Source organism: Streptomyces sp. NPDC000983, assembly GCF_040299205.1.
Taxonomy (GTDB): domain Bacteria; phylum Actinomycetota; class Actinomycetes; order Streptomycetales; family Streptomycetaceae; genus Streptomyces.
The window spans coordinates 194926-206987 of sequence record NZ_JBEPBM010000013.1 but is presented as its reverse complement, the minus strand read 5'-3'; the positions used below and the strand labels follow the sequence as shown (position 1 = coordinate 206987).

8 protein-coding genes are annotated in these 12062 nt (G+C 70.2%); 5 read left to right on the top strand and 3 right to left on the bottom strand.

Annotated elements, in window-relative coordinates; translation table 11 throughout:
- Window positions 1-245: 245 nt before the first annotated feature.
- Window positions 246-1328, bottom strand: coding sequence for a mannose-1-phosphate guanylyltransferase (gene manB, locus ABT296_RS17735; protein ID WP_351928179.1), 1083 nt, complete (start codon window positions 1326-1328; stop codon window positions 246-248).
- A gap of 172 nt (window positions 1329-1500) precedes the next feature.
- Entirely contained in the window at window positions 1501-2931 is a 1431-nt protein-coding gene (locus ABT296_RS17730; RefSeq protein ID WP_351928177.1) for a peptidoglycan recognition protein family protein, read from the bottom strand.
- A 129-nt stretch (window positions 2932-3060) separates the two neighbouring features.
- Here ABT296_RS17730 and ABT296_RS17725 point away from each other — a divergent pair, with 129 nt between their 5' ends.
- From ABT296_RS17725 to ABT296_RS17705, 5 genes are all read left to right on the top strand, one after another.
- The gene (locus tag ABT296_RS17725; RefSeq protein ID WP_351928175.1) at window positions 3061-3816 is read left to right on the top strand and encodes a TIGR03089 family protein; all 756 of its coding nucleotides are present in this window, start codon (window positions 3061-3063) and stop codon (window positions 3814-3816) included.
- A 305-nt stretch (window positions 3817-4121) separates the two neighbouring features.
- A complete protein-coding gene (locus tag ABT296_RS17720; RefSeq protein ID WP_351928173.1) occupies window positions 4122-5276 on the top strand; it encodes an LCP family protein in 1155 nt (384 codons plus the stop codon).
- 219 nt (window positions 5277-5495) lie between these two features.
- Window positions 5496-7220 carry an LCP family protein gene (locus ABT296_RS17715; RefSeq protein WP_351928171.1) on the top strand — a complete coding sequence of 575 codons (1725 nt, stop codon included), beginning with the start codon at window positions 5496-5498 and terminating at the stop codon, window positions 7218-7220.
- 197 nt (window positions 7221-7417) lie between these two features.
- Window positions 7418-9166: an LCP family protein gene (locus ABT296_RS17710; protein WP_351928169.1), complete on the top strand. Its 1749-nt coding sequence runs from the start codon at window positions 7418-7420 to the stop codon at window positions 9164-9166.
- A gap of 110 nt (window positions 9167-9276) precedes the next feature.
- A complete protein-coding gene (locus tag ABT296_RS17705) occupies window positions 9277-10857 on the top strand; it encodes an LCP family protein (RefSeq protein WP_502977272.1) in 1581 nt (526 codons plus the stop codon).
- A 43-nt stretch (window positions 10858-10900) separates the two neighbouring features.
- Here the strand turns inward: ABT296_RS17705 and ABT296_RS17700 are convergent, their stop codons facing one another.
- Window positions 10901-11932, bottom strand: coding sequence for a glycosyltransferase family 2 protein (locus ABT296_RS17700; protein WP_351928167.1), 1032 nt, complete (start codon window positions 11930-11932; stop codon window positions 10901-10903).
- Window positions 11933-12062 lie beyond the last annotated feature (130 nt).

Genomic DNA, 12062 nt, shown 5'->3' with positions numbered 1-12062 from the left:
GGGCCCGTGAGGGGGCCCGTGAGGGGGCCCGTGAGGGGGCCCGTGAGGGGGCCCGTGAGGGGGCCCGTGAGGGGGCCCGTGAGGGGGCCCGTGAGGGGGCCCGTGAGGGTTTTCGCCCCCGCCGCCCCTTCCCGTCCCGACCCCGGGGGCTGCGCCCCCGGACCCCCGCTTCGGCCCTGAAGAGGCCTTGTCCTCAAACGCCGGACGGGCTGGAAGGACGCCGGACGGGCCGGAAGAGGCTGTGGCTACTGGTCCGGGGAGAAGCGGAGGGCGGCTGGGGGGATTTGGGCGTCGCACCAGACTCGGGCGCCGATGGTCAGTTCGTTGTCGGGGCCCACTACCGCGCCGTCGCCTATGACCGTGCCGGTCAGGACGGAGCGTTCGCCTACTCGGGCCCTTGTGCCGATGAGGGAGTCGGTGATGACCGCGCCGGGCTCTATCACCGCGCCGGGCAGGATCGTGCTGCCGAAGACCCGGGCGCCCTGCGCCACGAACGCGCCCTCTCCCACCACCGTGCCGCCGGCCAGCTTGGCGTCCGGGGCGACCCTGGCCGTCGGGAGGATGAGGCGGTCGCCGCAGCGGCCGGGGACCGCCGGCGACGGGGCCCTGCCGAGGACCAGGTCCGCCGAACCGCGTACGAAGGCCGCGGGCGTGCCCAGGTCCAGCCAGTACGTGGAGTCGACCATGCCCTGGAGGTGGGCGCCGGCCGAGAGGAGGTCGGGGAAGGTCTCGCGCTCGACCGACACCGGGCGGCCGGCGGGGATCGCGTCGATCACCGAGCGCCGGAAGACGTAGGCGCCGGCGTTGATCTGGTCGGTGACGATCTCCTCGGGGGTCTGCGGCTTCTCCAGGAAGGCCGTCACCCTGCCCGTCTCGTCCGTGGGGACCAGGCCGTACGCCCGGGGGTCCGTCACCTTGGTCAGGTGCAGGGAGACATCGGCCTCGGTGCGCCGGTGGGTGTCCACCAGGGCCCGGATGTCCAGGCCGGTCAGGATGTCTCCGTTGAAGATCAGTACCGGGTCGTCGGGGGCGGAGTGCAGGCGCGAGGCGACGTTGCGTATCGCTCCGCCGGTGCCGAGGGGCTCGTCCTCCGTGACGTACTCGATGTGCAGTCCGAGCGACGCCCCGTCGCCGAAGTACGGCTCGAAGACCTCGGCCAGATAGGAGGTGGCCAGGACTATGTGGTCGACGCCCGCCGCTCTCGCTCTCGCGAGCTGGTGGGTGAGGAAGGGGACCCCGGCCGCCCGGACCATGGGCTTGGGCGTGTGCACCGTGAGCGGACGCAGTCGTGTGCCCTTGCCGCCGACCAGGAGGATCGCTTCTGTCACCTGTTGTCTCCGCTTCCTGCCGGGACCGGCCGAACTGTGTTTCGGCCGGTCAGTGTATGCAGACCGTTGTGCGCGGACCGTGTCCGGTGCCCTCGACGGCAGTGCGGCGTTCGTCATTGATCCGCCTTCCCCCCGATGGCGGTGCATGTGGTCGTCCGGCGGCTCCCCGGTGTCAGCGGCCCTGGAGGTCGGCCGCCGTCGAACGGGCTGAGCCGAGCTTCTTGTAGAGCTGCGCGCCCGGGCACTCCGTGGCGAAACCGTCACGGTGGCCGGAGATCACATTCAGTCGTACGTTCCTACCTTTTGCGTAGAGATTGCCACCTCCGGACTTCAGGTATGTCTTTCCCTTGGGATTGGCGCCGAAGAGACCGAGCTTCCAGGCCGTGAGCTTGGCCACGGCCGTCACCGAGGCGGCGGAGGGCTTCGCCTTGGCGTGGCTGCCGAGGAGGGCGATCCCCATGCTGTTGCTGTTGAAACCGAGCGTGTGTGCGCCGAGAACGGCCTTCGCCACGCCACCGGCACGGCCCTCGTAGATGTTTCCGCACTTGTCGACGACGAAGTTGTAGCCGATGTCCCGCCAGCCCATGCTCACCACGTGGTAGCGGTAGATACCGCGAATGACGGAGGGCGCCTGCGAGCACTTGTACCCGTTGCCGGAGGCCGTGTGGTGCACGAAGGCCGCCTTCACCTTCGTCGTGTAGACGAACTTCTTCTCCCGCCACGACTCGTTCGCGCCCCAGCCGCGGCGGGTGACGATCTTGGGGCGGGGGCCGATGTACGGCTTGGCCCGCTGGGCCTCCGTCAGCTGGGCGCCGCGCAGGGCGAACAGTTCCTCGCGGGTCCCCTCGGGACTCAGTTCGGGGATCTCCAGCGCGCCCATCGGGGCGAGTTCGGCGTTGGCGGCGGAGGCTGCCGCGGTCCCGGCGGTGAGGGTGGTGGACTCGGGGGCTTCCGCGGGCAGGACGGCGGAGCGGGCGGCGGCGCCGGTGACGGAACGGGCGGCGGGGCGGGTGGCGGGGGCGACGGGCTCCTCGGCGCCCGGGTCGACGAGTTCCAGGCGCAGGCCCTCGGGGAGTACGGGGGCGGTCTTGTCCGTCGACTCGGCGCGGACGCGCACCTCCACTCCGTCGGAGTCGCCCACCCACAGGGGGGCGGTGGCGCCGCGCACCCGGCCGGAGGCGCGTTCGGCGGTGTCCGGGTCGGCCGCGTGTTCGGCGTTGTGGGTCTCGACGTCCTGCCACGAGGACCAGTCGCCGGTGTCGGCCGCCCGGGTGCGGACCTCGACCCGGCCGCGGAGTTCGACGTCGGGGTCGTCCCAGACGACGCCGACCATCGAGAAGCGGTGTACGTCCCGGCGGGTCAGGCCCTGGTCGGGGACGCCGGGGGCGGCGGGTGTCGCCCGGGTGGAGTTGAGGGGGCGGAGGGGGAGGGACTCGGTGTGCCCGGGGGACGGACTGCCGGCCGGGATCGTGGCCGCTTCCGCCGCGGCCGCTTCCGCGGTGGACGCGGGTCCGATGGACGCCGCGACGGCGGTTGGGGTCAGAGGGAGGGCCAGAGCGGCCGCGCAGGTGACACCGATCGAAGAGGCAAGGAATCCACGCATGCCCCTGATGTTGGACATAGTCATACAAATCTGTCTATCGCGGAATTGACGGGTCGTCGGGCCGCGTTCGGCCGAACCGGTGGTGGGCGCCGGAAGTGCGGGGCGGGGCGCGCGCGTACGCTGACTCGGGTGACTGCCACCGATCGCACCCCTGCCGACCTGCTGCGTTCCGCGCTCGCCGCGGACCCCGGGCGTCCCCTTGTGACCTTCTACGACGACGCGACCGGCGAGCGGGTCGAATTGTCCGTGGCCACCTTCGCCAATTGGGTGGCCAAGACCGCGAATCTGCTCCAGGGGGATCTCGGTGCCGGGCCCGGTGACCGGGTCGCCCTGCTGCTGCCCGCGCACTGGCAGACGGCGGTGTGGCTGCTGGCGTGTTCGTCCGTCGGGGTCGTGGCGGACGTGGCCGGGGACGCGGGCGCCGCGGACGTGGTGGTGAGCGGGCCGGACTCGCTGGAGGCCGCGCGGGCGTGCGGCGGGGAGCGGGTGGCGCTGGCCCTGCGGCCGCTGGGCGGGCGGTTCCCCCAGGTGCCGGAGGGGTTCGTGGACTACGCGGTGGAGGTGCCGGGGCAGGGGGATCGGTTCGTGCCGTTCTCTCCGGTGGATCCGGAGGACGCCGCGCTGATCGTGGCCGGGCGGGAGTTCACGGGGGCGGAGGTCGTCGAGCGGGCTCGGGATGCGGCGGCGGGGCTGGGACTGACCGGGCCGGGGGCTCGGATTCTGTCCGGGCTGGAGTTCGATACGTGGGAGGGGCTTCGCGCGGGGCTGTACGGGGCGTTGGCCACCGGGGGGTCGGTGGTGTTGTGCCGTCATCTCGGGGAGTTGGGCGAGGAGGCGCTGGCCAAGCGCATCGAGAGTGAGCGGGTCACTGCCGTGGTGCGGTGAGGTGGGGGGTTTTCGCCCCCGCCGCCCCTTCCCGTCCCGACCCCGGGGGCTGCGCCCCGGACCCCCGTCGGCCCTTGAGGGGCCTTGTCCTCACACGCCGGACGGGCTGAGGGGGCGGGCCACCTCTTCGAACTGCGGGTGGGGGGAAGGGGGCGGGCCTTGTCCTCAATCGCCGGACGGGCTGAAGAAGCAACCACGTCGGACGGGCTCAAGGAGGGTCACCCGTTCGGCTTAGTTGGACCCTGCCCCCGGGGCTCTTTCGCGGCATCGTCGTGGTGGAGACCAGGGAAGGGGTGGACCTAGTCGTGAGCGAGACTTCTGGGGCCCGCGCCAGTGGAGTGGGGCTCATACGCCGGCGGCGACGGCGCTGGGTCCGCGGGATCGGGATCGGAACGGGTGTACTGGTGCTGGCGGCCCTCGGGGTGGGGTGGGCCGTCTACGTGAAGCTCGACGGGAACATCACGCCCGACAGCGCGGCGGCGGCCGAGCTCGCCCGGTACGAGAGCGAGCGGCCGACCTCCCTGGTGAAGGACGCGCAGAACATCCTGCTCATCGGGTCCGACTCGCGGGCCGGCGACGGCAACCGCCGCTACGGGCGGGACTCCGGCACCGAGCGGTCCGACACCACGATCCTGCTGCACCTGTCGGCCGGGCGGCGCAGCGCCACCGCCGTCTCACTGCCCCGGGACCTGATGGTCGACATACCGTCGTGCCGGCGGCCCGGCGGGAGCCGTACCGAGCCGATGTTCGCGATGTTCAACTACGCCTTCGAGATGGGCGGTTCGGCGTGCAGCATCCGTACCGTCGAGAAGCTCACCGGCGTACGGATCGACCACCACATGGTCGTCGACTTCCAGGGGTTCAAGAAGGTGGTCGACGCGGTGGGCGGGGTCGAGGTGTGCCTGAAAAAGCCCATCAACGACAAGGACGCCAAGCTGCGGCTGCCCGCCGGGCGCGTCGAGCTCGACGGGGAGCAGGCGCTCGGGTACGTGCGCGCCCGCAAGACCCTCGGCAACGGCAGCGACACCGACCGCATGGACCGCCAGCAGCGGTTCCTCGGCGCCCTGGTCAACAAGGTGAAGAGCAATGACGTACTGCTGAACCCGGTGCGGCTGTACCCCGTGCTCGATGCCGCCACCTCGTCGCTCACCACCGACCCCGAGCTGGCAAGTTTGCGCGGTTTGTACGAACTCGTCCGTGGCGTACGCGACATCCCCACCGAACGTGTGCAGTTTCTGACCGTCCCGCGGGAGTCGTACGTCTACAACGCCAACCGCGACCAGCTCGTCGAACCGGAGGCCGAGCGCCTGTTCGAGCGGCTGCGGACCGACACGCCCGTCGAAGTCAGTCAAAAGGGTCGCGCGGAGGCGAGTGGCGAGAAGGCGGACTCCTCCCCCAGGGCCTCCTCCCCCGCGCCCACTTTCCGCGGCAACACCGCCGCACAGGACACCTGTGGGTAAAGCGCTCACCAAAGCGGTGAACCTTTGTTCAGGGAAATGATCCGTATTGACCGGTTGTAGGGGCGTGGAATTTCTCACCGGCGTCGTTCCAGGTCGAAGAGGGCGGCTAGTGTGAGCGCCTCGGTGCACCCGGCCACCAGGTCGCGCACTGTTTGACCGAGACCCGAGCGCCTGAAGGGGGAAGGCGCCGCGTGGCCCCGACGGAGGATTCGTACAACCGTGGACGCGCAAAGCCGTGGGCGGGCGGAGAACATCGACCCCGCAGACCAGTGGGTGCTCAATCCGAACACCGGCGAATACGAACTGCGACTGAGTAATTCCGCACCGCAGTCGGCGGTGCCGGGTCCGCGCAGAACCTCCCCCCGGGCCTCCCGGACCGCCGCGCCGGTTCGTGAGCCCCGTCCGGAGCGTGAGGTTCCGCCGCCGCGCAGGCGGCGCGGCGCGCCCGAGGAGCCGCCGCCCGGGCGGCGCTCGCGGCGGCCCGCGAAGAAGGGCTCCCGGGTCAAGAAGTTCCTGCTGTGGACGGGTGGGTCGATGGCCTTCCTGCTCATCGCCACGGCCGGGGTCGGGTACCTGTACCTGGAGCACCTCAACGACAACATCGACACCGTCCCGGACGACGGCGCGAGCACCGGTGGCTTCAAGAAGGACCAGGCCATCAACATCCTGATCATCGGCACCGACAAGCGCACCGGAGCGGGCAACGACGGCTACGGCGACAGCGGCAGCGTCGGGCACGCGGACACCACGATCCTGCTGCACGTCTCCAAGGACCGCTCGAACGCGACCGCGCTCAGCATCCCCCGGGACCTCATCGTCGACGTGCCGGACTGCCCGACGACGCAGGAGGACGGGTCGAAGAAGAACATCGCCGGTTCCCCCGGCGTCCGCTTCAACACCAGCCTCGGCCAGGGCGGCCGTACGCCCAGCTGCACCATGCGGACCGTGACCGAGCTGACCGGGATCAAGCCGGACAACTTCGTGGTCGCCGACTTCAACGCGGTCAAGACGCTGACCAGCGCGGTCGGCGGGGTCGAGGTGTGCCTGGACAAGGACATCGACGACCCGGACTCGCATCTGAAGCTGTCCGAGGGCACCCACACCATCGAGGGCGAGCAGGCGCTGGCCTTCGTGCGCACCCGGCACTCCGTCGGCTTCGGCGGCGACCTGAGCCGGATCGGCATCCAGCAGCAGTTCCTCGGCTCGCTGATGCGCAAGCTGAAGTCCAACGACACCCTCACCAGCCCGACCAAGCTGGTGAAGCTGGCCGAGGCGGCCACCGAGGCGCTCACGGTCGACTCCCAGCTCGACTCCGTCGGCAAGCTGAAGGACCTGGGTCTGGAGCTGGGCAAGCTCAACACCAAGAACCTGACCTTCACCACCGTGCCGGTGATCGACAACCCGGCCGAGACGGTGAAGGCGACGGTCGTCGTCAACGAGACGACCGCCCCCGAGGTCTTCGACATGATCAAGAACGATGTGTCGTTCACCGAGGTCAAGGCGCAGAAGAAGAAGGAGAAGGCGGCCGTCGCGGCCCGGCTGAAGGGGACCAAGTCCGACGCCTCGGAGGTGCGCGTCCGCGTCCTCAACGGCGGCGCCCCCTCCGGCAGCGCGCAGACCCAGCTCACCTGGCTCCAGACCTCGGCCGGCGTCGACAAGTCGGAGAACGGCGGCAACGCGGACGCGGTGCAGGCGAAGACGACCCTGGAGTACGCGCCCGAACAGGCCGACCAGGCAAGGCGGTTGGCCGCCATCATGGGGCTGTCCGGCTCCGCGATGAAGCCCGGCGAGAGCGTCACCAACTCGCAGGGCCTGCCCACCATGACGCTGATCCTGGGCAAGGACTTCAAGGGCGCCGGTGTCCCGCTCAGCGGATCGACGTCGGGGAAGACCCCGGACGGCGTGGACAAGTCCACGGCCGATCAGGTTCAGTGCGCCAAGTGACCTTGAGTGAGCGGTCAGTTCAGGGAAATGGAGCGAATTGACCGCTTGTAGGGACACCTCGTTAGGTTGCCCTCTCGTGGAAAATCTCACCGACGGCCCCTTGACGCCGAAGTGTGCGGATAGTGTGAGCGATCCGGTGCATCGGGCCGCGCGGCAAGTCCCGCGCGTCGCCTTCCCGACGGAGGATTCGGACAACCGTGGACGCAGGCCGTGGGCGGTCGGAGAACATCGACCCCGCAGACCAATGGGTGCTCAATCCGGAAACCGGCGAATACGAACTGCGACTGAGTAATTCCGCACCGCAGTCACCGCATTCGCCGCAGTCACCGCTGCCCGGTCCGCGCAGACGCGCGGCCCCCGGGGCGGATTCCAGACGTACGGCGCCTTCCGCTGACGCCGGTACCGCCGCGCCCGCGGCGCCCGGACGGCAGGTCCCGCCGCCGCGCAGACGGCGTTCGGCGCCCGAGGAGCCGCCGGGCCGCCGCGGGCGCAGGCCCGGGGGGTCCAAGGCGAAGAAGGCGCTGCTGTGGACCGGCGGCACGATGGCCTTCGTCCTGGTCGCCACCGCCGCCGGCGGCTACCTCTACCTCAAGCACCTGGAGGGCAACGTCGACACGATCGACGTGGGCTCGGCGGGCGCGAGCAGCTTCAAGAAGGACGAGGCCTTCAACATCCTGATCATCGGCACCGACAAGCGCACCGGTGCCGGCAACGAGGGCTACGGCGACAAGGGCAGCTCCGGGCACGCCGACACCACCATCCTGCTGCACGTCGCCGAGGACCGGTCGAACGCGACCGCGCTGAGCATTCCGCGGGACCTCATCGTGGACATCCCGGAGTGCGAGGCCACCCTGGAGGACGGCTCCAAGGAGACGGTCCCCGGGCTGCAGGGCGTCCGCTTCAACCGCAGTCTCGGGGAGAGCGGCCGGGACCCCGGCTGCACCATGCAGACGGTCAAGGAGTTCAGCGGCATCCAGGTCGACCATTTCATGATGGCCGACTTCAACGCCGTGAAGACGCTGACGACGGCCGTGGACGGGGTCACGGTGTGCCTGGAGCGCGCCGTGGACGACGACGACTCCCACCTCAAGCTGCCCAAGGGCGAGTCGACGGTGGAGGGCGAGGAGGCGCTGGCCTTCCTGCGGACCCGCAAGAGCTTCGGCAACAGCGGCGACCTGGACCGCATCAAGGCCCAGCAGCAGTTCCTGGGCTCGCTGATGCGCAAGATGTCCTCCAGCGACACCCTCACCAGCCCGACCAAGCTGGTGAAGCTGGCCGAGGCGGCCACCGAGGCGCTCACGGTGGACAAGGCCATAGGCAAGGTGTCCACGCTCAAGGACCTCGCCCTGGAGCTGAAGAAGGTGCCGCCGAAGAACATCACGTTCACCACCGTGCCGGTGAAGGACAACCCGGCCGAGGTGGTCAAGGCGACCGTCGTCCTCAACGAGGTGACGGCGCCCCAGGTCTTCGACACGATCAACAACGACGTGTCGTTCACCGAGGTCAAGAACCAGAAGAAGAAGGAGAAGGCGGCCGTCGCGGCCCGGCTGAAGGGCACCAGGTCCGACGCCTCCGAGGTGCGCGTCCGCGTCCTCAACGGCGGCGCCCCCTCCGGCAGCGCGCAGACCGAGCTGACCTGGCTGCAGACCTCGGCCGGCGTCGACAAGTCGGAGAACGGCGGCAACGCGGACGCGGAACAGGCCAGGACGACCCTGGAGTACGCTCCTGACCAGGCAGATCAGGCGCGCCGGCTGGCGGAGATCCTCGGTCTGTCCGGTTCCGCGATGAAGCCCGGTGAGAGCGAGCTCAACGCACAGGGTCTGCCGACGATGACATTGATCCTGGGCAAGGACTTCAAGGAAGCGGGAGCCAAGATCGACTCCTCCACGGCGAAGGCGCCGGATGTGGAGAAGTCGACGGCCGACAAGGTCCAGTGCTCCGGTTGAGCCTCTGAGTTGACCTGACGGGCCTGCCGCACGTCTGAACCGACGTACGGCAGGCCCCGTTACATGGCGCGAGGGTGGGGCGGTTCGACCGGAATGGGGAGGGACGAGCAGTGACACAGAGCAGTGTGCGGGAGGCCGCACCGGTCGCCGAGGGGGGCGGCGCGGAGGCGTTCGACGGCGGGGAGGGCCTGGACCGGCGGCGCAGGGCGCGGCCGGCGCGTGGGCGGCGGTTGCTGAAGTGGTCGGCGACCGTCCTCGCGGTCCTGATAGTCGGCACGGCCGGCGCCGGATACCTCTACTACCGGCACCTCAACGGCAACATCAAACAGGACGACCTCAACCTCGGGGACAGCAAGGTCGCCGCGCCGACGCCGAACGCGGCCGGGCAGACCCCGCTGAACATCCTGCTCATCGGCTCCGACGCGCGGGACACCGAGGCGAACCAGAAGCTCGGCGGCGCCAAGGAGACCTTCGGGTCGACGCCGCTGGCGGACGTGCAGATGCTGCTGCACCTGTCGGCCGACCGCACCAACATGTCGGTCGTCAGCATGCCGCGCGACACCCTCGTGCAGATCCCCAAGTGCACCGACCCGGACGACAACCAGGTCTATCCGGCGAGCGACGGCCGGACGATGACCAACCAGAGCCTCGGCCACGGCGGCCCCGGCTGCACGGTGGCCACCTGGCAGGAGCTCACCGGCATCCACATCGACCACTTCGTCATGGTCGACTTCTCGGGCGTGGTGTCGATGGCGGACGCCATCGGCGGCGTCCCGGTGTGCGTGGACGCCAACATCGAGTCCCGCGACAGCCAGGGCCACGGCTCGGGGCTGAAGCTGGAGGAGGGCACGCACCCGATCAAGGGCGAGCAGGCCCTGCAGTGGCTGCGCACCCGGTACGGCTTCGAGGACGGCAGCGACCTGGCCCGGGCCAAGGCACAGCACATGTACATGACCTCGATGGTCCGCGAGTTCCGTGAGAACGCCACCCTGAGCAGTCCGTTGAAGCTGCGCAGGCTCGCCGAGGAGGCCACCGACGCGCTCACCGTCGACCCCGGTCTGGACGAGGTCAAGAAGCTCTACGACCTCAGCAACGAGCTGCGCAAGGTGGAGCCGGAGCGGATCACCATGACCACGATGCCGAACCGGTACGTGGGCGCGCGGGTGGAGCCGACCGAGGAGGCCGAGCAGCTGTTCCGGCTGGTGCGCGAGGACATCGCGCTGGACGGCAAGGACAAGAAGAAGCCGGCGAAGGAGAAGCTCTCCGACGACCCGGCGGCCGACGACGCCGAGATCGGCGTGCAGGTCCGGAACGGCACCAGCACCGACGCCCTGGGTCCCGCCAACGGCCGGGCCGGCACGGTGGCCGGGCTGCTCCAGGAGGAGGGCTTCACCCGGGCCGTGGCCGACGGCTCGGTGATCGTCAGCGAGGACGTGACGGTCGTCCGCTACCCGAGCGCGGAGCTGGAGGGCGACGCCCAGCGGGTCGCCAAGTCCCTGGGGATTCCGCTCAGTTCGGTGAAGAAGTCCACGGAGGTCTCGGGGGTGACCCTGGTCGTCGGCGGGGACTGGCGGGAGGGTACGGAGTACAAGGCACCCAAGCGGGACGACAAGCTGCCCGAGGCCGACAAGGCGCTCAACGGCGCCGACGAGTCGGCCTGTATGCACGTGAACCCGGCCTTCACCTTCTAGGCCGGGTTCCGGGCGGGGGGTCGCGGGCGGTGGACCGCCGGGCTCAGCTTCCGGTGCTGAGCACGGCGGGACGGCGCGAGGCGATCACCTTGCGGGCGAGGGCGCGGGGGCTGGTCAGGAAGCCCCAGCCCCACGACATGTGCATGGTGGCGAGGGCCACGGGGATCTGGAGCCGTGCCTTCAGCGGCAGCCCCTTGCCGGCCGGGACGGAGCCGAGGACGATCGCCGCGAGATAGCCGCCGGGGATCAGGAACCCGAGCGGGCTCAGCGTGACCCCCACCAGCAGCCCGGCCAGGATGGCGCAGACCGCGGTCGGCGGCGCGAGGTAGCGCAGGTTGATGGAGCCCTCGTGGTAGCGGGCGACGACGTGCCGCCAGCGGCCGTAGTCCTTGTACTGCTTGGCGAGCGCCTTCACGCTCGGCCGCGGGCGGTACGACACCTTCAGCTCGGGCGAGAACCAGATCAGCCCGCCGGCCTCGCGGATGCGGAAGTTCAGCTCCCAGTCCTGGGCGCGGATGAACTCCACGTTGTAGCCGTCCTGGCGCTCCAGCGCCTCGCGGCGGAAGACACCGAGGTAGACCGTCTCGGCCGCGCCGGCCGTGCCGCCGGTGTGGAAGGCGGCGTTGCCGACGCCGATCTTCGAGGTCATCGCGGCGGCGACCGCGTGCTCCCAGTCGTTCTCGCCCTCGGCGTGCATGATGCCGCCGACGTTCTGCGCGCCGGTCTCCTCCAGCAGGCGGACGGCGGTCTCGATGTACCCCGGGGAGAGCATGCCGTGGCCGTCGACGCGGACGACGATCGGGTGGCGGGACGCCTTGATCGCGGCGTTGAGGGCGGCGGGCGTGCGGCCGGTGGGGTTCGGGACGGTGTGCACACGCGGGTCGTCCCGGACGAGCTGGGCCGCGATCTCGTCCGTGCGGTCCGTGGACGGACCGAGGGCGATCACGACCTCCATCTCGCCGGCGTAGTTCTGCGCGAGGATCGCTTGGACGGCTCCGCGCAGATGCCGCTCCTCGTTGAGGACGGGCATGATGACGGACACGGCGGGGAGCTGCACGTCGGGATTGGCGTTCATAGGGGGCTCACGTTACCGCGAACGGGGGACACGGTTGCGCCCCGCCCGGGGCGGTGCACCGGGCGGGAGATCGTATCGGCCTACGGTGCTCACAATCCCCCGTCCCCGTAGTACGGCCCTTGCGGAGGTG

Excerpts from the sequence above, each read along its gene's own strand:
- ABT296_RS17730 (WP_351928177.1), bottom strand. The coding sequence starts at position 2,931 with ATGCGTGGATTCCTTGCCTCTTCGATCGGTGTCACCTGCGCGGCCGCT.
- ABT296_RS17700 (WP_351928167.1), bottom strand. The coding sequence starts at position 11,932 with ATGAACGCCAATCCCGACGTGCAGCTCCCCGCCGTGTCCGTCATCATG.